Annotated in this window: 17 protein-coding genes; 1 reads left to right on the top strand and 16 read right to left on the bottom strand. The window is 52.1% G+C overall.

Going from position 1 to position 22,115, the window contains the following annotated elements; all coding sequences use genetic code 11:
- Positions 1-6: 6 nt before the first annotated feature.
- From KOO63_10985 to KOO63_10955, 7 genes are all read right to left on the bottom strand, one after another.
- Positions 7-1,923, bottom strand: a complete 1,917-nt coding sequence (locus KOO63_10985) for a BatD family protein (GenBank protein ID MBU8922329.1) — start codon at positions 1,921-1,923, stop codon at positions 7-9.
- The gene (locus tag KOO63_10980; GenBank protein MBU8922328.1) at positions 1,923-4,142 is read right to left on the bottom strand and encodes a VWA domain-containing protein; all 2,220 of its coding nucleotides are present in this window, start codon (positions 4,140-4,142) and stop codon (positions 1,923-1,925) included. Before KOO63_10980 ends, KOO63_10985 begins: the two co-directional genes overlap by 1 nt.
- A gap of 2 nt (positions 4,143-4,144) precedes the next feature.
- Positions 4,145-5,209 (bottom strand): VWA domain-containing protein, encoded by a 1,065-nt coding sequence (locus tag KOO63_10975; GenBank protein MBU8922327.1) that lies wholly within the window; start codon positions 5,207-5,209, stop codon positions 4,145-4,147.
- Positions 5,206-6,237 carry a hypothetical protein gene (locus KOO63_10970; GenBank protein ID MBU8922326.1) on the bottom strand — a complete coding sequence of 344 codons (1,032 nt, stop codon included), beginning with the start codon at positions 6,235-6,237 and terminating at the stop codon, positions 5,206-5,208. Before KOO63_10970 ends, KOO63_10975 begins: the two co-directional genes overlap by 4 nt.
- Before the next feature lie 20 nt (positions 6,238-6,257).
- Positions 6,258-7,355 (bottom strand): hypothetical protein, encoded by a 1,098-nt coding sequence (locus KOO63_10965; GenBank protein MBU8922325.1) that lies wholly within the window; start codon positions 7,353-7,355, stop codon positions 6,258-6,260.
- A gap of 27 nt (positions 7,356-7,382) precedes the next feature.
- Positions 7,383-8,258 carry a DUF58 domain-containing protein gene (locus KOO63_10960; GenBank protein MBU8922324.1) on the bottom strand — a complete coding sequence of 292 codons (876 nt, stop codon included), beginning with the start codon at positions 8,256-8,258 and terminating at the stop codon, positions 7,383-7,385.
- 86 nt (positions 8,259-8,344) lie between these two features.
- A complete protein-coding gene (locus tag KOO63_10955; protein MBU8922323.1) occupies positions 8,345-9,334 on the bottom strand; it encodes an AAA family ATPase in 990 nt (329 codons plus the stop codon).
- A 593-nt stretch (positions 9,335-9,927) separates the two neighbouring features.
- On the opposite strand from KOO63_10955, the gene KOO63_10950 reads away from it, so the two are divergent.
- A complete protein-coding gene (locus KOO63_10950) occupies positions 9,928-13,092 on the top strand; it encodes a T9SS type A sorting domain-containing protein (GenBank protein MBU8922322.1) in 3,165 nt (1,054 codons plus the stop codon).
- Between the two features lie 16 nt (positions 13,093-13,108).
- Here KOO63_10950 and KOO63_10945 read toward each other — a convergent pair whose 3' ends face one another.
- From KOO63_10945 to KOO63_10905, 9 genes are all read right to left on the bottom strand, one after another.
- A complete protein-coding gene (locus tag KOO63_10945) occupies positions 13,109-13,984 on the bottom strand; it encodes a DMT family transporter (protein ID MBU8922321.1) in 876 nt (291 codons plus the stop codon).
- 153 nt (positions 13,985-14,137) lie between these two features.
- The gene (locus tag KOO63_10940) at positions 14,138-15,265 is read right to left on the bottom strand and encodes a DUF4388 domain-containing protein (protein MBU8922320.1); all 1,128 of its coding nucleotides are present in this window, start codon (positions 15,263-15,265) and stop codon (positions 14,138-14,140) included.
- Positions 15,266-15,284: 19 nt separating this feature from the next.
- Positions 15,285-17,174, bottom strand: a complete 1,890-nt coding sequence (locus tag KOO63_10935; GenBank protein ID MBU8922319.1) for a tetratricopeptide repeat protein — start codon at positions 17,172-17,174, stop codon at positions 15,285-15,287.
- 17 nt (positions 17,175-17,191) lie between these two features.
- Positions 17,192-17,569 (bottom strand): response regulator, encoded by a 378-nt coding sequence (locus KOO63_10930; protein MBU8922318.1) that lies wholly within the window; start codon positions 17,567-17,569, stop codon positions 17,192-17,194.
- 20 nt (positions 17,570-17,589) lie between these two features.
- Entirely contained in the window at positions 17,590-18,207 is a 618-nt protein-coding gene (locus tag KOO63_10925) for a chemotaxis protein CheC (GenBank protein MBU8922317.1), read from the bottom strand.
- Complete coding sequence (locus tag KOO63_10920) at positions 18,170-19,915, bottom strand: chemotaxis protein CheA (GenBank protein MBU8922316.1); 1,746 nt, start codon at positions 19,913-19,915, stop codon at positions 18,170-18,172. Before KOO63_10920 ends, KOO63_10925 begins: the two co-directional genes overlap by 38 nt.
- Complete coding sequence (gene cheB, locus KOO63_10915; GenBank protein ID MBU8922315.1) at positions 19,902-21,029, bottom strand: chemotaxis-specific protein-glutamate methyltransferase CheB; 1,128 nt, start codon at positions 21,027-21,029, stop codon at positions 19,902-19,904. Before cheB ends, KOO63_10920 begins: the two co-directional genes overlap by 14 nt.
- On the bottom strand, positions 21,029-21,535 hold the full coding sequence (locus tag KOO63_10910) for a chemotaxis protein CheD (protein MBU8922314.1): 507 nt from the start codon (positions 21,533-21,535) through the stop codon (positions 21,029-21,031). The genes cheB and KOO63_10910 overlap by 1 nt, the downstream gene beginning before the upstream one ends.
- Positions 21,536-21,588: 53 nt before the next feature.
- Entirely contained in the window at positions 21,589-22,110 is a 522-nt protein-coding gene (locus KOO63_10905; GenBank protein ID MBU8922313.1) for a chemotaxis protein CheW, read from the bottom strand.
- Positions 22,111-22,115: the final 5 nt, after the last annotated feature.

Here is a 22,115-nt window from a genome sequence, read left to right as displayed (position 1 = left end):
CTACCGCTACAGTCTCCTGTCCAGTTTTCTCGCGGCGTCCCGGATCCTGCCGGCAAGGTCCTGCCTTCTCTCTTCGCTGTCCGCAAGCCCTGAATAGGCCCATCTTTCGCACTCGTCGAAGACTTCTCTTACGGACGATATCGTTTCGGGATCGAGTCCTTTTCCCTCCATTATCCGTTCAGTCTCCTCTGCCGTCAACGCGGCGCCGCTCCTGTCCAGTTTGTCGCCGAGATACTTCTTGAGAAGTTCCATCACCATATCACTGAACTCCCCACCTCCCGCGCTTCCTGCCTTCGTCAAAGATCCAAGGCCACTATTAAGTCTCCTGAGAGCCCCTCTAGCTCTCACTCCCGCCGGGTCGGCAGACCTTTTTTCGATCATGGCCTTCGACACCAGAGTCACTCCGAACAGCAGCGGAAAAACAAGGACAAGCGCCAGCAAAGCAGGGCGCTCATAGAGAGAATCCAACCCCGCTTCCTGATCTGAAAGCACTGAACCGCCCTCATAATTGTATGCTATACCCTCTTTCCATTTCTCCAGAGGGCTTCCTCCCGGTCCATGCACCAGGCCCTCGGCGTCACTTGCCGTAACGACCCTCGTCTCCCTGACCACAAGAGGGATCGGATCCGATGAGGCTATCCTATATTCTTCTTTTCCCGTATCGAAATAGGCGATCCTTATGGCAGGGATCTCCTTCACGTCGTCATGTCTGGCCCTCAAAGTCTGAGTGAATATCTTCTTCTTTTCCGCGACCCGCCCGTCCGCTCTCTCCTCGGGAATCTTGAAATCCTCCTCCATTCCCGGCTGATTCGCGAGGGACGGAAGATCGATCCTGCCCAGATAGTCGGGACCCTCGATGACGATATTCATTGTAATCGGATCACCGACGCTGACTTCGACCGGATCTGCTGTCGTCGAGATCTTCAGCTCGCCCACATGCCCCGCAAATCCGTCTGGCCTGCCCTCAAGAGGCAGATCTTTCACGAACAGGGAAAGGCTGTTCGATGGAACAACATATTTTTTGAGACTGCCGCGCCATCTCCCCCTGTAATTGTCGGAGAAGAAATCGTCGAAAAAATCCCTGCGGTTCCTGATCCCTGTTCCAGATTCACACGCGACGATGAATTCCGGAATATCGAACATCCCATCCTGCCTGGGAATCAACGCGAGCCTGAATGTCAGGGTTACAAACCGTTTCCCATCCAACATCCCCTGTCCCTTTTCGGCGATGACTTCACCACTGCCCATCGGGATCCTGAAATACTTTTTAGACTGGTCTATCTTCACTTCTGGAAGTTCAAAGTCGAAAGCATCATTCTCCAGGATCGGAGCGGTAAAATTAAAGGCCTCAACGTCTCTGTTCAGATACCATGTGACGGTCAGCACCACCGGCTCTCCCACATAACAGGCGTCACGGGAGAGTTCGATCTTCAATTTGAAATCCTCACTCTCCTCGGGTTTCTTCACAGATATCGTTATCGGGTCCGTTTTGAAAACGGTCCCCTCTACATTGATATTGATCGAGGGAATAGTCACACGCCCCGGGCTCTTCGGGGTGAGCCTGTAGGTTAATGTAAAACCCTTATGGACTGTCCTCTGGACACGGCCGTTGATCACAGATATCGACTGGCTCGAATTGTTCGAGCCGCCCATGAACTGCACGATGAATCCGGCAAGGCCCGACACGTCAGGTTCAATGACTTCCCCTGACCCATCGATCACGATCTGAAAAAGAAATGATTCGCCGACGTAAACATCTCTCGACTCGACATTGGCAATCACACTGATATCAGCCGCAACTGCTCCGCCGGGCCACACCAGGACAAGGGTGATCGCAAGGGCGAGAAAGCCTCCCGCTACCACAGCGAGCAGAGACCTTCGACGTCCATCGAGCGATCCGTCCAGCTGAAACTCCATATCCATTACCAGTCCTTCTCCACCTTCTTGTGCCCGCTGCCGGCCTGTTGCTTTCTCTTTTTCCTGTTTTCCTTCTCTTCTTCGAGGATCGCCCGGGCCGTTTCGTTTCTCGGGGGCTGTTGCTTCATCTGCTGATCCTGTTGATCGGGAGGCTTCTGGTCGCCCTTCTGATCCTGCTGCTGCTGATCCTGCTGCTGCTGGTCCTTCTGATCTTTATCCTGCCCCTTCTGCTTCTGATCGTCGTTCTTCGTCAACTTCTCGAGCGCCTTCTTCATCTGGATCAGCGCCTGTTCCTGGTCTACAGCCGACGTCCCCGGTTCTGCATTGGCAAGATCGACGACTGCATCATCCTGGTTTACGATGGCAGAGTCAAGATGCGATGACGCCTGCTGCACAGGCTCGGGTATCTCGTCCTGGAAAAGTTCGCTCAGCCTGTCCTTCACCGACACGGTCGATGATCGGACGTCTCGCTCAGCCGATTCTTCAGCAGCCACATTCTCTTTCCAGCCAGCAGCTATCTTCTGCCCGTCGTCGTCGAGGACAAGAGAATTTTTCATTACTTTCTCCTGTCTCTTTATCGCTGCCACCAGCGAATCCACAACAGCTTTCAGCTTCTCCTGCTGCTTTTCCATCGCCTCTTTCTGCTTCTGTAATTTATCCATGAGGTCCTTGATGATCAACCTCGCTATTTCCATATTGTGTGCCGCGTCAGTCAGCTGGGGATCTTTCTCCAGTGCGGTCTGGTAGAACCCCACCGATTCCTGGTACGCCTGCAGAGCCTTCTCCATGTCGCTGTCTGTCTGCCGCGTCCCCTCGTTAAATGCACAATTGCCTGTATTGAACCACGCCCTCGCTTCAAGTGACAGATCTCTGGTCTTCATTGCCGCTTCCTGGAATTTCTCCCTCGCTTTAGCGTAGTCCTCCATCCGGTAATAGACGTCACCGAGATTGAAGGCGACTATCGGCGATTCGGGAGATCTGACCGAAGCCTGTTCGTAAAACCCAAGCGCTTTTTCAAACTCACCCGAGTCGAAACTGCTGTTTCCCTTCGAGACCAGGCTCCCTGCTGATTCGGCCATCGCGGGCGAAGCGGTAGCACCAAGGATCATACCAGCTAACAGGACCGAAAGAACAATCAGTTTAATAATACCTGAAGCATGTCCGGAAGAACCTGCCGACGGACCACCCGTCGTACTACTTGAACTACGTGCCGGCGCCTTGACCCGCCGCCGCTCCGTGACTATCAACTCGGCCACAAGGAATATCAACGCTATCGCAAGGAAGATCTGATATTTTTCTTCGTACAACTTGATCGTCAATGATTCGATCTCCCGTTTCTCCTCACCGGCGATCAGTTTCACATAGACTTCACCGAGGTCTATCGCTCCGGTAGCCACATTGAGGTACCTTCCGCCGGGAGTGACGTTCGCCATCTTCCTCAGGGTGGCCGCATCGAGCCTGCTCCATACTTCCTGCCCGTCGTACTTCAGGAAAGCTTTGTTCCCATGAGCGTCGGTTACCGGGATCCGCCTTCCCTGATGCTCATCTCCCAGCCCTATGGCTATTATTCGGACGCCCCGCCTGCCGGCCTCTTCTGCGGCCTCCACGGGGAAGGAATCGTGATCCTCACCATCTGTTATCAGGATGACGTCCTTGTATTTCTTTTCCTGATCGTCAAAGCCTTCATCGAGCACCTTCCTCAAAGCATCGCCGATCATCGTCCCGCCTCTGGCGATACTGTTAAGATCGACATCTTCGAGCATCAGGCTGAAAAATCCGTAATCGAGAGTAAGGGGGCATTTCAACGCGGCCGTCCCAGCGAACACGACCAACCCTACCCTGTCGCCCTCCAGGCTGGCAACCATGTCACCGATGGCGAGCTTTGCCCTCTCGAGCCTGTTCGGAGCGAGGTCCTCCGCTATCATCGATCGGGAGACATCCAGGACAAACATGATATCCCTGCCCCGTCTCTCGACCGTCCTCGGCTTCGGATTCCACGCGGGCCTGGCCAGAGAAACGACAATGAATACAGCAGCGATTATCACGAGGGCAGCCTTTGCCCGCCTTGCGGCGTGATTGATCGACATCGAAATCTTCTTCAGCAGATCAGCCTCGACAAATACCCTCAAACCCTGTCGCCGTTTATACGCGGCCCAGAAATACAGCATCGCCAGTACCGGCACCAGCCACAACAAAAGAAGTATTCTGACGTTTCCCAGCTGCATTGTTACGGTATCCTCCTGAAGACCAGTGTCGAGAGGATCACTTCAAGGGCCAGCAGAACCAGCGCCACCGCCGCGAACGGAACAAAGAGTTCCCTGTAATCGACGTATCTGATCGACTCGATCTCGCTCTTCTCCAGCTCGTTTATCTCCTCGTAGATCTCGCGGAGTGATTTCTCATCTTTCGCCAGCCTGAATACTCCGCCTGTCAGGTCGGCAATAGCAGCCAGCGGCCTCGTATCGACCCTGTTCATGGTGGGGACCTTGAAATTCCCAAAGAGCGTGTTGACCGTGTTTACACTCTCTCCTCCTCCGACACCTATCGCATATATCTTTATTCCCCACCTCGCAGCCAGGCTCGCCGCTTCAGCGGGTGATCTGAGTCCCGAGTTGTTCTGGCCGTCCGTAAGCAGGATTATGATCTTGCTTTTGATCTCGTATTCCCTGTCGCCTGTCTCACTGGCGAATCTGGCGAGGTCTTCCTCGGCGGTCTTGAGCCTGGCGGCGGCGAGCGCCAGCGCATCGCCTATCGCTGTACCGTCCTCGCTCTTACGTTTTACTATCTTGACGGTATCGAGGAACCTGAGCAACGCGCCGTGGCCCAGGGTCAGGGGGGCCATGGTGTCAGCGTATCTGGCGAACGATATCATTCCCGCCAGATCGTTTGGCCGCCCTTCGAGGGTCTCGGCGTTTCCTATGAGGAATTCCTCGAAGACTCTCTTGACCACTTCGAGACGATTCAGGCGCCGCCCTTTGTATTCCATCTCTGCGTTCATGCTGCCCGACCTGTCGATAACCATCTCTATCGCGACACCCTTTGTGACATCCTTTACCTTCTCCCTGCCCAGTTGCGGCCTGGCAAGGGCTGTCACGATAAGGGCGATGATCACTATCCTTGTCATCAATGGGAGCCAGGCAAGACGATGCCGCATCGACTTTCCCGCCACCTTTGCGTTGGCGAGAGAGGAGAACCTGATCGAACCGCCACGGTCTTTCCGGCTCAGATACAGAAGAACAGCCGGGATGACCAGCAACAGGATAAATGCCCATGGTGACGCAAATCTGATCATGCTACCTCGGCTGCCTGCTCGGCCCCGCCGTTCACCTCCTCCTCTTTCTTCGTCATATCTATAAAATCACGGCAGGTGCCGAATGTCTTTTTAACATCATCTTCAGATGGCTCGAACGCCGCGAACTTTACCAGATCGCAGTGGGCCAGGAAATCCCTCAACATACGTTTCTGCTCATCCTCTACATCAAGCCCACTTCCCGCCTCGGTTAAAAATTCCTCTGTCGTCCTCTCCGGTGCCCGCAGGCCGAACCGATCCTCTATATAATGTCTGAGGATATCTGACACTCTTTCCGTGAATTCAGAATATCTCTTCTCTTCGACCAGCCCCTCGGATAACAGTCTTTCCAGTAGGGCGAACGCCTTTTCATGTGCCAGGATTATCCTGTCAGTGACGGTCCTCTTTTTTCTGAATCTCAGGTATAGAAGGACCGTGGCAGCTGCCAGGGCCATCGCGCCAGCCGTGATGTAGAGCCATCGCCTGCTCGCCGGGATCGCGGCCGGTCCGGCGATATCTTTCATCTCAAGCTCGGCCATGTCCTCGGGAAGGATCGAAAGGACCGTGACCTTCAACGTGTCAGACTCGACCGAGTAAGTCGATATGGAGTCTCCCTCTTCGCGAAACGTGACCATCATCGGAAGTATCTTGTATTCCCCCGAAAGGAAAGGCTCGAGTTCGTAGACCCTGGAAGTGACGACGACTCCACCCTCTTCAAGTCTCGGGGGAGGAGAAGTGTAGTCGACGATCCCGAACTGATCCAGTTTGTCACCGAACCCGGGCAACTCGGCCACATATCCCTCTCTGGCCCTCGCTTCGACAAGCAGATCGAGCCTGTCCGCGATCGTGACTTCCTTTCTGCTCACCGCGACACGAAAATCGACCGGCCCCCGGGTAAATGTCCTGTCGATCTCGTAATCGGCCACCTTGCCGGAAAGATCCCCATCGCTGCAGGATAGCATCATGACCACCAGCACAAGGAGGATACTGCCCGAGAAAGCCTTGAATATTTTCAGCCTGTCATTACTCATATCTATCAGTCCGTCTGCTTTTACCCGCCAGACTTCGACTGGTGGACGACTACGTCATACTCGTCCATCAGAAAGCCGATGAGTTGAGCCTGTATCTCCATCTCTTTTTTCCGCCTTAGCATCGCGTATGCCTGTTGCCCGGCTTCTTCGAAATCCATCTGCCGCCCGTCTTTCATAAAATCAGCCTTATGTGCTTCGTAATATTCACGTACTTCCTGATCGCTGATATTGATATTGGCGGCATACTGACCGTCCATATATTTCTGTATCAACATCTTCTTCTCAAGATTACTCGCGAGTTCCCTGTACGCCGCATCGTCGTACAGCCTCTCCTCCATCGCGCGCATATATAACACTTCTTCAGCGATAAATCTCTCGAGCAATTGCTGCTGACGATCCTCGGAAAGAACCTCGGCGAGAAGCCTGTCCTTCTGTGCCTTCCTCTGTTCGGGAGGCAGGCCGCCCGCCACCGATGACAGTTGCGCCTCGATCTCTGCTTCGACCATCTTTTCAAGATCGGATCTGCTAATCTTCCAGCTGCCGATCTCTGCCAGTACCTCTTCGCCTGCGGTGGGCGCGTCCGGATCGAGAGCGGTCCTGCTCTCCAGCTCTGACCTCAGTGCCGCAAACCTTCCCAGCCGCTCAAGGCACTCCGACACTCTCAGCGACAGTTCTGCTTCGAGATCCTTTAGATGCTCGATACTTTCGCTTCTGTAGTAAGCATCGAGAGCACGTTCGAGATCGCCTCCACCCTGGTAGAGCTTTCCTATCCGATACCATATCCCCGCGCTTTCCTCTCCTGAGGGCCTGGTCGCGGATATATAGTCCGTCCAGGCGCGGGCTGCGGCGCCGTGCAACTGTTGCCGTTCGAGTTTTAGTGCGAGTCTCTCCAGTGCTTCGCCGGAAAGGCCTGTATCGCCACCGGGCATACCACCATTTCCATTACCTTTATTGTCGATGACCAGCACAAATAGATTCACAAGGGAAATGACAAGCACAAATGCCAGCAGGACATGTAGCCCCCTGCCACCCCTGTTCAGATTCCTGCCCTGATTCAGGCTCTCTCTTAATTCGTCACCAAGAGTGGAACCTTCATCCGCTTTTCTTGAATCACTCATGCTCCCAGTCACTCCTTCTTTTGATCATCAGTACCTGCCCTCCCTGGCCTTGAAAAACTTCACCAGGCTCGGCACATAGTCTTTGTCCGTCTTCACTTCTATCTGATCGACTCCCATGCTGGCGAACAACTCCCGGAACCTTGCCGATTGATCCCGCCCGAGTCTTTCGTAATTTTTCCTGACCGCGCCACTGGACGTATCGATGAGAACGATCTCACCGGTTTCGGCATCTTCCAGTTCGAGCAGACCTACATTCGGGAGACTCACTTCTCTGGGATCGACAATAGTCACTGCCACCAGGTCATGACGCCTGGCGATCACCCGCATCGATTTCTCAAATCCTTCAGCCTGAAAATCAGAGACGAGAAAAATAACGGCCTTCTTCTTCGTCACTTTTCCGAGATAATCCAGCGCCCCTACTATATCGGTGCTGGCTTGCCTCGGCTTGAAATTCAACAGTTCCCTTATCACGCGGAGTACGTGCTGTGTCCCCTTTTTCGGGGGAATGAACATCTCTATCTGGTCGGTGAAGACTATCAGTCCCACCTTGTCATTGTTCTTCACCGCGGAGAACGCCAGCAAAGAACACAGCTCGGCAGCGACTTCGTTCTTGAGTTTCTTGACGCTGCCGAATGTCCCCGAGGCGGACAGGTCGACAAGGAAGATCACTGTAAGTTCTCTCTCTTCCACAAATCTTTTCACATATGGGATGCCGGTACGTGCGGTGACATTCCAGTCGATCGTCCTTATCTCGTCACCGGGCATGTATTCGCGCACCTCGTCGAACTCCATCCCGCGCCCCCGGAACACACTGCCATATTCACCGGCTAGAACATCGTTGACGATTTTGCGAGTCGTTATCTGAAGGATCCTTATCTTTTTCGCAAGCTCTTCCGGAATCATTTCCAAATCACCTTTATATTAAGAATCGTCTGCCTCTTGCTATCAGCCGGCCATCAGTGACCGACCGTCAGAAAATCACGGGGCTATCACGGCACAGCGACATTGTTGAATATCGCGGTCACCACATCTTCTGAAGTCTTCTCTTCAGCCTCGGCCTCATATGTGATTATTACCCTGTGCCGGAGAACATCCATGCCGATCGACTTGACATCCTGGGGAGTGACATAACCGCGGCCCTGGAGCAGCGCATGAGCTCTCGAAGCCATCGCCAGGAAGATCGTCGCTCGTGGAGATGCTCCGTACTGGATGAGGTTCGCCACGTCAAGGCCGTATTCGTCCGGCTTCCTGGTGGCCTGAACGATATCGATGATGTAGTCCTCGACCTTCTCGTCCATATAGATCTCGTCTGTCAGATTGCGAAGCCTGAAGATATCGGACTTTTCAATGACCTGTTCGACCTCGAGCTTCGGCGCGGAGGATGCCATCTTCTTCAGTATCTTCTTCTCCTCGACCTTACTCGGATATGTCACTTTGAGCTTGAGCATGAACCTGTCGATCTGCGCTTCGGGAAGAGGATATGTCCCCTCCTGCTCGATCGGGTTCTGAGTGGCAAGGACCATGAAGGGATCGTCCAGCAAATGACTCTCCTCTCCGATCGTCACCTGCCTCTCCTGCATCGCCTCAAGAAGAGCGCTCTGCACCTTGGCAGGAGCCCTGTTGATCTCGTCTGCCAGAATGATGTTGGCGAAGATCGGCCCCTTTTTCGTACTGAACTCGCCTGAGCGCGGATTGTAGATCAGGGTACCCAGAAGGTCGGCAGGCAGCAGGTCTGGTGTAAACTGGATCCTCTGGAAAGAAGCATTCAACGACTTGGCCAGGGTCGTTACGGCCAGGGTCTTCGCCAGGCCCGGCACACCCTCGATAAGCACATGGTTGTTGCAGAGCAGGCCTATCATCAACCTCTCTATCATGTACTCCTGCCCAACGATGATCTTTTCGATCTCGCTACGGATCCTCGCGAGCACGGCGCTTTCTTTTTCGACTTTTTCACCGATCTGTTTTACGTCTATTGACATCTTCCTGTCTCCTCTTCGTACGCTTTCCAGTCCAGTTATGGTCCGCCAGTCTCTCCAGCTGTTGACTTATCCCTTCTGTCATTGATCAGAGTATGCAGAATTTACATAATTACCACATACCTTTCAAGGACAAATACCTCCCTGAAAACAACCCAACATCCACCTAACTCCCAACATAACACCATGATAGGGCGAAAACAACGATCCAGGGACAACCGAACCGACATCTCTGGTCCCAACTACCACTCTTTCCAATACGGAGGGTAGATAGAGGCGATTTGCTTTTAAGCGTTTTTATAACCACAAACCACCTTAAAGTTCCAACGAAAGCTTGAGTCCCATGACGGTTCACCCGCTTTTTTCACTATTAATTTTCGTAACTACAGGGAATCACAGGGAACTCCCGGATCCTATGGGAAAATATGACTCCAGCTACCTTAAGTCATAAGATATCCTTGAGTTGTCCAAAACGCTACAATATGTTATAATCTTCCAGAGTCTCATGCATCGAATTCGCGGAAAATTCAACCCACCGGCAACGTTATAATGTTCGGAAATCAGAAGCCAGCGAGCAGGACAGGAGAGATTCAAATATGACCTCAAGACGGACCATCTTCGGCGTAGTCGCATCTATCGCCGCTATCATCCTTATCGTCTCGATCTTCACCAGCCTCACATTCACACAGACACCCGATGAAGCTGAAACACTGCGAATCGAAAAGATCAACAGGGAGATCCAGAAAAAAGGGCTCCACTGGACAGCGGGTACCACATCGAAGTCATTGCTCAGTGCTGAAGAAAAGCGCGGGCTCTGCGGGTTAGAGCCGCTTCCGGACGGTGTCGAGAGCGGACTACCGACCATTACGGCTCCTGAAGGCGCGATGTACGATCCTGCATTCGACTGGCGAGCACTCAACGGAACGACTCCGACTCAGGACCAGGGCAGCTGCGGCGCGTGCTGGGCTTTCGCCGCAGTCGCGCAGCTTGAATCCCACATGAGGATATACGACGACAGGATAGAGGATCTGTCCGAGGCACAGACTCTTTACTGCAATCCCTACAGTCAGGGGTGCGGTGGCGGAAATTCATATGGCGCATACTATATCATGACAAATTACGGCCAGGTTCGCGAATATTGCATCCCCTACGCCAATCGCGACGACCTCGCGTGTACCGAGACAAGCTGCGAACCCGTCGGCTTTATCACGGGATACACTTCGGTCTCGAATGATGTGAATTCGATCAAGGAAGCCCTTCTGACGGGACCGGTCTATACCACCATCGATATCGTAGACAGGTTCTACGACTATCTCTTCGGCTGTTTCAGCTGGGTGGATGAGGTAGTCGGCTACCACGCCGTTCTCATTGTCGGCTGGGACGACAACCAGTGTGGCGGAGACGGCGCATGGCTCATCAAGAACAGTTGGGGGCTGGGCTGGGGAATGGACGGGTACGGCTATGTCCAGTACGGCAATAACACGATAGGGGATGGCACCAGACAGATCACCTATCTGCCCAGCACGGTCTATGTAGACATAACCGCTCCGACAGGTGGAGAGGTCCTCGATGTCGGCGAAGATTATACTATAGAATGGACCACATCGCGTGAGGTCCCCGATTCGATCAGTGTGCTGCTCAGCATCAACAGCGGAGACAGTTACGACTATACACTCGTTACGGGGCTCGCCGGCACATCGACTTCATGGGAATGGAACGTGGACGACATGCCTGTGACCACGGCCAGGGTCAAGGTCATCGCGTATTATGGTGGAGTTCTTGGCGGTTATGACATGAGCGAAGCAAATTTGACGATCTCTGGCAAACCATACCGCTATGTTTCAACCACCGGCGGCGACATCTACCCATACTCGACACCGGCATGGGCCGCCACATCGGTCCAGGACGCGGTCGATGCTGCCGCGTTCTATGATTCGATCATGGTATGTGAAGGCACATACAACGAATCGGTCGGGATCACCAAACCGATCCATATGATGGGCGGATGGAATACCACATTCACCGCGAGAGACCCCGAAACCAACGTTACGACCTTATCTGCCGGAGGAAGCGTGGTCTCGTTCGTTTCAGTCCTGCTCGGCACTCCCGGCATCGAAGGCTTCCACCTTGTAAACGGGACCGGGACGGCCGCTATTCTCCCTCTGAACGGAATATACGGCGGAGGAGTGATGACCTACAGCTCCGCTGCCCTTATCAAGGATAACGTTTTCACCGGATGTGGCTACACCAGTGTCACGGGATTCAGCGGGGGCGGCGCCATCGCCTGCTACGACGGCACGGTCACTATCACCGGCAACAAGATCATCGACTGTGTTGCCCAGTGCGGCGGCGGGATATATCTCTATCAGGCTTCAGCCACGATAACAGGCAACACGATCTCTGGATGCCTGTCTAACCTGGAATTTACCGGCCTGAGGAACGGTGGCGGCATCTACGCCCTTCATGCGCCCATCAACCTGTCGGGTAACTCGATCCATGACAATACAGGATACCGGGAAGGCGGAGGGATCTATGCGAGGCTCTCAACTGCCATTTCATCCGGAGATTCCATATATTCCAATAGTGTATCGAGCAACGGAGGCGGGATCTACAGTGATCACTCGAGAGTTTCGCTGTCCGGCTGTTTTATCGGTGAAAACGACGCAGTCTCATCTGGCGGAGGTATCTTTCTCAAGGGTGAGCAGTTCGATATCGAAAATTCGATTTTAACCATGAACCACACGACCTCGATGGCCGGCGGTATCTTTGCGGACAGCACATGGGGTGACTGGACGAACAATACTATCGACCGTAATACCGCTCTATACGCAGGGGGCAACGTTTTCATGTTGAACGCTGTTTCGATGGATGTCAGGAACAACATGATCACTTACGGCAGCCCGAACGGATTTCAGCCTTCAATGGCTACCAATATTACATTCCAGTACAACGACTGCTATGGAAACACTCCGGAGGATCTGACGGTCATCATCCCCGATACGACAAACATATTCAGGCATCCACACTACTCAGACACACTGCTGGTCGATTACCAGCTCTCTCTGCATTCGGGAGGCATAGACACGGGAGACCCTTCGATCAGCGACATCGACGGATCGCTATCTGATATCGGAGCATTCGGCGGGCCCGGCAGTTCGAGTCTGGCTCCCGAATACGTTCAGAATCTGGCCGCCACCGCCATAAACGATACGACGATCGAGATCACCTGGGACGCAAGACTTCCGGGAGGCCTTGATTACTTTGCGATCTATGCCGATTCATCTGAAAATTTCATTCCCGACGAATCGAATTTCCTGACGACATTACCGCCGGACGAGAACAGCTACCAGGATAGCGACCTTGACAGCTGCATGTATTACCGAGTCAATATCATCGACCTGAACGGATACGCAAGCGGGTATTCCAACGTAGGCGGAGACTGCATCGACGGCACGACTACAGACACGGGAGACCTGCCTTCGTACGTGAACATGCTTGCCCAGAACTACCCGAATCCGTTTAACGGCAACACGACGATCACGTACTCGATCGCGTCACCGGCCAGGGTCGTACTGAAAATATATGACACAGCCGGACGACTGATCCGCACACTCGAAGACAGAGACAGGGAAGCAGGTCAGTACCAGATCCACTGGAACGGGAAGGACAATGCAGCCAGACCAGTTGCATCAGGTGTGTATTTCATGAGAGTGGCGGCGGATGATTTCAATCAGACGAAAAAGATCGTTTATCTGAGATAAGATTCGTTCCGATCGCTCAACCCAGGGTCACCATCAGAACGCCTCCGATGGCGAGGGCAGCCGCGACTGCCTTGTTCCTGGTAAACGGTTCCTTCAGAAAGATAGAGGCGAGGATCAGAATATGTATCGAACTCGTCTGATTCAGTATGGCGGCTGTACCTGCCTGAGTGTATTTCATCCCGGCTATCCACAGAATGAGTGCCAGAAATGATCCCAGCACCGTCGCGGGAATCATGAACTTCCAGTGCTTCTGAGGTACGAATGTGGCAAACACCTCGCGCCTTACCTTCGGCAGGAGCAACGCCGGGATCATGGTGAGAAAACAGCCGATCTGCCTGACCGCCGTAGCCCATACGACGGGCGATCGATCCAGCACCGGTTTTGCTATGACTATTCCCAGGCCCAGCGTGGCCATCGACAACACTCCCCAGGCGATGCCTGTCACCATTTGCTTTTTCGTTGTCCCCTCGGGTGGATCGATCCTTGTGGAGAGAAGCACTCCGGACAAGATCACGACCATCCCGGCATAATGCCAGTAAGTGAGCCTCTCTCCCAGCAGGGTAAAGGCGAAAAAAACTATGAACGGAGAGTAGAGCGTGTCAACGATAGCGTTTACTCCGGCGCCGACAATATTCAGACACTTGTGGAATAATGTGTCAGCTATAGTGATAGCAAGAAATCCGCTTAATACCAGAATCAAATAATCTTTGAGAGGCGCCCTGCCCCACAACGGTTCTTTAATAACAATGAGTGTGATCACGAAAAGAAGTGCTCCCCCACCGACCCTGAAGAAATTCAGCGCGAAAGGTGGTATCTTTTCTCCGGATTTCTTGAATAGAATAACAGCGAATGCCCACACAAACGCAGTCGCCAAAGCAAATATCTCACCCATATTGTCCCCGGCTGGTTCGAATTGGAAACAGCTGCACACAGTGTACGTGAACGGAAAATATAACATTTGTCCGTGGAGATATGGAAGTGGATAGTTTCGCCGCGCTTTACCGCTTGTGGCTGAATAATGACAGATACCGTCAGATTCCGAAGATCAATACTCCTGCAGCACCTTTTCCCATTCCATCGCAACAGAGATCCGGTGTTTGACGAGTTCGATTATTTTCGGATTACGGGCCTGTTCACGGAGATCATTCCATTCGTTGAGCGCCAGATCGACCTCACCAAGACGGGCATGCAGATAGCCTTTAATAAACATCGTCTTCTGGTTGTATGGCCTTTGCGCTCTCGCTTTGCGAAGATATGCAAGCGCCTCGCTCAATCTGTCGAGTTTGTAGTAAATCTCCCCTAGCATCCTGAGTGCCTCGAAGCATTCGGGATCGACCTGAAGAGCCTTTTCGAATTCTGTGGCTGCTTTTTCAAGATTGAGCCTGCTATAATAGCTTCTGCCCTCTCGAATAAGTTCGTCGACCCTCTCCTCGCTGTTATGAGAGATCTCTATAGCTTCCTCATCGACAGTCAGCTCGATGACCCCCATCACCACAAGGCCGTATATCAATTTGCTCGTCGTGAATAGTTCCTCACTGACAAGATTGTTTATCTCATGTACCGACCGGTTGCCATCGATCAGCGACAGGATCTCCCATTCCTTTGGCTTCAGGTTCAGCCTCTGGTCCTGTTCATTACCCTGACAGAATCTGAATACCGAATGTCTGGAAGGAACCTTGTTCTTGATATTCGACCACTCATCGATCCGACGGGCACCTTCCATAATAAGGTTTTCCGTGTTCAACAGGATGAGAACTTCTCGTCTTGAATCAAGTTCCTCTTCAATAAACCTGCATTCGCCAGTTTCCCACTTGAACAGGGAATAGACGCATTCACGTATCCGTGATGAAAAGAAACTCTCCAGGTGTGGCCGCGAAGAAATGCCCTCGGCCTGAAGACAATCAATCATACTCTTATGGTTTCTCAAGGACCTTTCTATATTCTGAAAAGATGTCTCATCGATAACACCCCATTCTTCGAGCAGCATCTCGACCGACTTCGGGGATCTGTCGTGTGTCGATGCCATACATACGGAACCCTCCTGGAAAAGCACCTGAGCTTCCCTGTTCTTGCCAGTATCGGTTATTATCAGTCTGCCTGTCTTGCTGTTCATATGAAGCAGCTGAAACAAATCAAAAAGACCGAGTTCCTGTATTGACGACTGGATGGCCATCACGCGTTCCTTTCCCTGACTAAATATCGAATCTGATCTCTTCAAGGAGATCGATGCCTGTTTCTTCGTCCGACGCGTTATCAGAGTCTGATATGACTTCGACAGCATCTCCATTCTCACCTGGCACTGATTTCTCCTCCGCCACATCTATTGCAGACGAATTTTTATCTTTGTGTTCAGGGGCATTTCCTGGAGCATCAGCTCGCGAAACACCTCCAGCTATCTCTCCGCTCTCTACTTCCTTTATCCCATCCTCCACAACGGCCATAAGAAATTCCCTGATCTTGTCGAACCTCCTGTGAACTCCAGCCTGAAGGATCTCTATCAGTTCGTCGTCCGGATCCCCGGAAAGTGTCTTCTCTATTCTTACTGGATCGGCCTTCACATTTTCATCCACTGCGAGGAAAAAATGGAATCCTCTGTACTCGGAACAGATACTGGCAGCACCGAGAATCGATTCGATCGCGTCATGGAAATTCTCTTCGCGCAGAAAGATCAATCCCTTGAGGTAGAGCGCATCCGCGTGATTCTTGTCGAATGTCAAGGCACTCTCTATATCGAAAAGGGCGAGTGTCATCCTGTTGAGTTTGTAGTGAAGAATCGCTCTCTTCTCGTACAGCATAGGACTTTTCCCTACAAACGCCTCGAGTCTCTGAATCAAGTTCTCCGCCATCAGGTATTCTTCCTTGAGAAGATTGCATGTAAGGAAGTTGTAATTGAGTTCGAGATTATAGAGACTCAGGTTCAGTCCTTTCTTGAACATCCTTTCAGCATCCTCGTACAATCCCGCCTGGTACAGAAGTACTCCCAGGTTATTCATCGTGTCAGCATCTCCGGAATTCAACCTGAAAGCCTGAAGATAACAGATCCCTGCCTTTCGGTAATGGCCCTGAAGATGATAAATACATCCGCAGAGTCTGAACGCTTCCGCGTTCTCCGTGTTCTCCTCGAGCGCTTTGAGAAAAGCTGTCAGGGCTTCCTTCTCGTTGGATTCGGACATATGGATCTTGCCGAGCTCTATATAAACTCTGTCTTTCTCCGGCATATCGGACAGAGCCTTGTTGAGTTCCTGCAGAGCTTCCTTGTAATATCCCCGCTCCCTGTAGGCGACACCCAGCGTAAACGACGTACTCTCGAGGCTGGGGATCTCTTTTCCCATGGCGGAAGCCATTGGATCCTGATCCCCGTCCTTGAAATTGGAAAGCGCAAGATTGGCTTCCGTGTTCTGGAACGAAGGATTCAGCTTCGATGCTATCCTGCCCTCCTCGATAGCCTCCTGGAAATGACCGATATCTCCATAAGCGAACGACAGCAGAAAATGCGATCTCCAGTAATCAGCATCAAGTTTGATGGCAGCCATCAATTCGGTGATCGCTTCATCCGTACGCCCGAGATTGTAATATATCTCGCCCAGATCCGTGAAAAAGACAGCCGACTTCCTGACCTTGTCCGAAGCACATAGATAATGCTCCAGAGCCTGCTGGTGAAGTCCCCTGGCTTTGAGTACGGTACCGAGATGAATTCGGGCCATGTAGTGGTCGGGATTTTTCGCGACCACTTCTCCCAGTGTCTCCGAAGCCTCCTTGAGCCATCCCATATTCTGATAGCTCACTCCGAGTCTCAGCAGTGCTTCATCGTTGCCAGGATCACTTTCGACCTCTTTTTTCCACCTGCTTACATCGGGATCCTCCATTTTCGTCTCGGCAAAGAGATACTGAAGGTTCTCTCTCGCCAGATCGAACCTGGAATCGATCTTGAGTGCTTCCTTGAACTGTGCTATCGCTTCGTCATAGATTCCCTTGCGATAATACAGTACTCCAAGGTTGTTAAGCGCTCCGGGATCGTTCCGATCGACCCGCGACGCAAAACTGAGCAGGATATCCTTCTCATTATCGTTCAACTGTGGCATACCCGGTTCTTTCCTTCCTACATTATCGGGACCTGACCGAGGATCTTCGATACGACTTCGATAACCCTTGACGGATTGAAAGGCTTGATCAGAAAGTCCTTGGCTCCGGCGGCAAGCGCGTCCTGTACAAGCGCCTGCTGACCCAGAGCGCTGCACATGACGACCTTCGCCTGCGAATCGGCGGCCATAATCGACTTCACCGCATCGATCCCATTCATTTCCGGCATGATAATATCCATCGTTACCAGATCAGGTTTGAGTTCTGCGTACTTCTCTACGGCGCCGCTTCCTGTATCTGCCTCACCGACGATCTCCATACCATGTCCGATAAGGATGTCGGTTATCATCTTCCTCATAAAAATTGCATCATCTACTACCAGTACTCTTGGTTTCACTTTCTTGTCTCCTCTCGTTGTTATTCGACACCTATTGCACTGAATATCGTATCGATCGAATCCGAAGTCGGTATAAAGAACAGAAATCCATTGCACTTGTCCTTCGTAAACGAAAAAGCAGTTTCAAGGACGATAGCGTAGTCGGACTCCATACTCAGGTCGACAAGGATCGAATCCATCACCGAGCCGAGCATGTCCATGGACAGCTGAGGCACAGAATGCATGATCTTTCGGCCTATGAAAGTAGCCAAAGTATTCAGGTAACACCCGCACATGATATTCCCTATCTCCTTGAGAGTAGACAAAGACATCTCGTCTGAAGCAAACAGGTTTGAGGCCTGGTTGCCCGTCGCCAGTTCAACCATCCTCTGAGCTTCGGGATTCGGGAATATCAGAAACATCATCCCTCTGAACTCTTCGCTGTACCCTTCGAGATATACAACCGAAACCATCGATTCCGGACCGTTGAACAGCGTGTAGATTATCTGCAGAGGGATAATGTCCACATTCGTGATCGAGACGTCGATCCTTTTGCTGAGCAATTCGGAAAGTCCCGTGATCGCGTGAGCAGACCCGATATTCCCGAGCTCTTTCAAAGCATCAATTCTCAAGTACGACGGCCTCTTTATTGGACTCATACGTACTCCTTCCGTAAAAAAGAACTTTTGGATCCCATATGAAAGCTATCTTCCCGCTCCCAAGTATAGTCGCTCCCGATATGCCGCTTGCTCCCCGGACCATCGTCGGCAGACTCTTGATAACAACGTCCTGCTGCCCGAGTACCCGGTTCACCACAAGGCAGGCTTCTTTCCCTCCGATACTTACTATGATCACCTTTAAATACCGTGCTTCATTATCCTCAAGATTCGCCTGGAAAATATCACCAGGATGGATTACCGGTATGGGGCCGGCGAGAGTCTCATATACTTCCATGCCTCTGACAGTGTTGAAAGAACCGCGCTCGACTCTTGCAGTCTCCTTCACATACTCGAGAGGCAACGCGTGAACGTCTGTCCCCACACAGAACAGAAGGGCCTTGATGATCGACAGATTGATCGGGAGAAACATGCTTACTTCAGTTCCCTCCCCAGCCTTACTGTCTATATGAAGCGTTCCACCCAGCGAATCGATCATCTTGCCCACCACATTCATTCCGATTCCTCTTCCGGAGTAACGACTGACTTCATCTCTCGTGCTGAATCCTGCTTCAGTCAGGATCCTGCACAATTCTTCTTCGCTGAGTTTTGTCCCGGCAGACTCCCGGGTCCCAGCCACGTTACGAGCTTTATTTATCTTCTCAAGATCGATTCCGCGTCCGTCATCTGACACCGCTATAATGACCTGGTTCCGTTCACGTCTGGCGCTCAACACGACTGATGCAATCTCAGGTTTGCCAGCGGCCTTGCGCTCAGCGGGAGATTCGACACCATGATCGATAGCGTTTCTGACCAGATGCATGAGCGGATCTGCCATACTCTCAAGAATGGTCCTGTCCAGACCGATCTCGGATCCCTTGATCGTAAAATCGACTTTCTTCCCAAGCTCTCTCCCGGCATCTCTCGCCAGGCGCTTGAACCTGTGAAAGACCTGTCCAGCCGGGACAAGTCTTGCCTCCATGACTTCTTTCTGTATCTCTGAAATAAGCCTCCCGAACGAGCCGAGCTCGTCCGACAATGCCCTTGATCCCGTCTCGCGTGCGAGACTACTCAGTCTTATCCTGCCGATGATCAACTCGCCGACAAGATCCATAAGACAATCGAGTCTTTCCAGGTCGACTCTTGTTGATGTAATCCCTCTGTTATAGTCGCCCGTCTGGCGAGAAGAATCGTTTTCACTGTCCGAGGCACCAGCCTCCTTGATTTCCGAATCGGACTGATGCAGGGGAGCAACAACAGACGAACCCGGATTGTCTGATGCCAGCCCCGTTTCATGCGTCAGCTTGTTTTCCTGATTGACGATCCTTTTACTCATCGGCGACATGAGAACGAGCAGTTCACCGAGCAACTCTTCCCCTCTTCCATCGCCCTTCCCATCGATAGTCCACCTCACAAGAGCTCCAAGCAGATCGACCACCCTGAGGAGAAGATCCAACTCGGAATCTTCGACTTTGAGTACTCCCCGTTTACAACCGTCGAGAATGCTTTCGAGAGCATGGCTGGCCTCAACCAGAAACTCATATCCCATAGCTCCTGACATCCCTTTCAGATTGTGAGCGTTACGGAACATCTCTTCGATCGAAGCCTCATGATCTCCACCATTCTCGAGATCCATGATGCTTTCCTCGAGACCCTGGAGGATCTCGTTCGTCTCACTCACATATAGGGCCAAATAATCAGTCGTTTCCATGCACTCTCACCCTGTCTTTATATTCATGTCCAGGTTTCGAAAACTCTGAGACGATGTTCTCTATACACTCGGCTATCTCGCTGGCCGGCAGAGCCTGTTCTGCCATCCCTTCACCTATTACTGCTCCGGGCATTCCGAAGATCATACTCGTCTCCCTGTCCTGACAGACAACCCGCCCTCCATATTTTCTCACTGCCACCGCCCCCGCTGCACCGTCACGTCCCATGCCGGTAAGGATTACGGCAAGAAGGTTACGCTTGAATTCGGGCGCAAAAGACGTCATCGCAAAATCTATCGAGGGGCAGGCGCTCCGACGAAGCTGGTTTCGGGGAAGCAACATGACCTTCCGTTTCCCGTGACTCTCGTCAAGAAAGAGATGCATCCCTCCCGGAGCTACCAGGACATGGCCGGGAATCAACTCGTCGCCTTCTTCAGCCTCCCGGACACTCATGGATGAACGCGCGTCAAGCCTCTCGGCCATGTAACGAGTGAAATTCGGTGGCATGTGCTGCAGCAGCAGGACTCCAGCTTCAAGGTCGGCTGGAAGCCTGGGAATGACCTCCATCACTGCCTGCGGGCCACCGGTACTCGCCCCTATAAGGACTATCGAATCGGCAGAGCCCCTTCTATTCAAGGATTTTGAGGATATCTTTGTCTTCAGGTCATATTCAGTCGGAGCAAACCTCACTTTGTCCGCCTCGACACCTGAGGCAAGTTTCACTTTGGATATCAATTCCTCCACAGGAAAACGGCTGCCATTGGGTGATTTGGCCACGAAATCGACTGCGCCATATTCCAGGCAGGTCAGTGCCATCCGGGCTCCTTCAGCAGAATGCCCGCTGAGAATGATCACCGGAGTGGGCCATTCGCTCATGATATATCTCAATGTCTCCAGGCCGTCCATCCTTGGCATTTCCAGGTCAAGGGTAATGACGTCAGGTTCCATCTCGACAAGCCTCTTTAACACGTCTCTTCCATTCGGAGCAGTTGCAACGACCTCGATCATCGGATCTGAATTCAGCGAATCCTCGATCATCCTCCGCATGAATGGAGAATCTTCGCCAACGACAACACGGATCTTCTTCATATTTTCCTTTGCCCGGCCTCTGACCATCAGAAGATCTCCTCATTATTAAGAGAATCCTTCATATGCACACTTCCATCAGAGACATCAAACATGATCGTCCGGCCCATGGTCCCACCTACGTTTTCGGCGACGATGGGAATGCCTCTCTTGGCTAGCTGCTCTCTCGTGGCGGCCACATTGGCGTCTCCTATCTGAATGACTCCATGACTGCCCGTAATATGCTGAAACATTCTGGCCCCTCCGAAGATCTTCGCCTTCAGTCTTTCTTTTCTGGCGCCTTCCTTAAGTATCTTCGCAACCATCAATTCTATTGCCGTATCCACAAACTTGGCGCGGTTCATATTGTTCTTTACCTTGTTCCTGCTCGGGTGCATCACGTGAGCCAACCCTCCCAGTCCAGCTTTTTCGTCATACAGGACGATTCCCACACATGATCCCAATGCCATCGTTATCATCTTCATGGGGGCTATCCCCACCCTGTACTGCGCCATACCGACCTTGATTATCGGCCCAGCCTCACTGATGCTTCTCATATGTTGTTACCCTGGAAACTACCTGTTCCCTGCCCTTTCTCTCTCTATTCCCTTCAACAGGCCGCCATATCAGCTGACACGCATTCCGACACCAGTTCCCTTACATTCAAACATTCAGCCACGAGTTTTCCGGGATCTATACAGATGACCATGCGTCCGGATACCTGCACGATACCCAGCATCGCGTCGCGGCATAGACTGTCCGCATTTACTTCGGGAGATTTTTTTATTTCGTCCGGATCGACCCTTACTACATCCATCACTTCATCGACCATGAATCCGAATCCGCCATCTCCGGAATCGAGGATGATTATCCTCTTCTTCCGACTGGCATTCTGTTCCACACTCTCAGGGATTCCAAGTACCGAGTGGATCATCAGAACAGGGATAATCTCCCCCCTGAGATTGATCACTCCGTCGACTGGTTTGGCCATACCCGGGATCGGGTAGGCTTTCATAGGACGGATGATCTCTTTGACCTTCCATACCGGTATCCCGTAATTTTCTTCTCCGAGACGGAAGGTGACGAGCTGAAACCCCTCGTTTTCCATTCCTGTCAGATCTTCGATATTCATAACTG

Source organism: Candidatus Latescibacterota bacterium (assembly GCA_019038625.1).
Taxonomy (GTDB): domain Bacteria; phylum Krumholzibacteriota; class Krumholzibacteriia; order Krumholzibacteriales; family Krumholzibacteriaceae; genus JAGLYV01.
Note: the sequence above shows the minus strand (reverse complement) of the source record. Positions and strands in the feature narration are given on the sequence as shown.

Excerpts from the sequence above, each read along its gene's own strand:
- KOO63_10985 (MBU8922329.1), bottom strand. The coding sequence starts at position 1,923 with ATGGATATGGAGTTTCAGCTGGACGGATCGCTCGATGGACGTCGAAGG.
- KOO63_10980 (MBU8922328.1), bottom strand. The coding sequence starts at position 4,142 with ATGCAGCTGGGAAACGTCAGAATACTTCTTTTGTTGTGGCTGGTGCCG.
- KOO63_10975 (MBU8922327.1), bottom strand. The coding sequence starts at position 5,209 with ATGATCAGATTTGCGTCACCATGGGCATTTATCCTGTTGCTGGTCATC.
- KOO63_10970 (MBU8922326.1), bottom strand. The coding sequence starts at position 6,237 with ATGAGTAATGACAGGCTGAAAATATTCAAGGCTTTCTCGGGCAGTATC.
- KOO63_10965 (MBU8922325.1), bottom strand. The coding sequence starts at position 7,355 with ATGAGTGATTCAAGAAAAGCGGATGAAGGTTCCACTCTTGGTGACGAA.
- KOO63_10960 (MBU8922324.1), bottom strand. The coding sequence starts at position 8,258 with ATGATTCCGGAAGAGCTTGCGAAAAAGATAAGGATCCTTCAGATAACG.
- KOO63_10955 (MBU8922323.1), bottom strand. The coding sequence starts at position 9,334 with ATGTCAATAGACGTAAAACAGATCGGTGAAAAAGTCGAAAAAGAAAGC.
- KOO63_10950 (MBU8922322.1), top strand. The coding sequence starts at position 9,928 with ATGACCTCAAGACGGACCATCTTCGGCGTAGTCGCATCTATCGCCGCT.
- KOO63_10945 (MBU8922321.1), bottom strand. The coding sequence starts at position 13,984 with ATGGGTGAGATATTTGCTTTGGCGACTGCGTTTGTGTGGGCATTCGCT.
- KOO63_10940 (MBU8922320.1), bottom strand. The coding sequence starts at position 15,265 with ATGGCCATCCAGTCGTCAATACAGGAACTCGGTCTTTTTGATTTGTTT.
- KOO63_10935 (MBU8922319.1), bottom strand. The coding sequence starts at position 17,174 with ATGCCACAGTTGAACGATAATGAGAAGGATATCCTGCTCAGTTTTGCG.
- KOO63_10925 (MBU8922317.1), bottom strand. The coding sequence starts at position 18,207 with ATGAGTCCAATAAAGAGGCCGTCGTACTTGAGAATTGATGCTTTGAAA.
- KOO63_10920 (MBU8922316.1), bottom strand. The coding sequence starts at position 19,915 with ATGGAAACGACTGATTATTTGGCCCTATATGTGAGTGAGACGAACGAG.
- cheB (MBU8922315.1), bottom strand. The coding sequence starts at position 21,029 with ATGGTCAGAGGCCGGGCAAAGGAAAATATGAAGAAGATCCGTGTTGTC.
- KOO63_10910 (MBU8922314.1), bottom strand. The coding sequence starts at position 21,535 with ATGAGAAGCATCAGTGAGGCTGGGCCGATAATCAAGGTCGGTATGGCG.
- KOO63_10905 (MBU8922313.1), bottom strand. The coding sequence starts at position 22,110 with ATGAATATCGAAGATCTGACAGGAATGGAAAACGAGGGGTTTCAGCTC.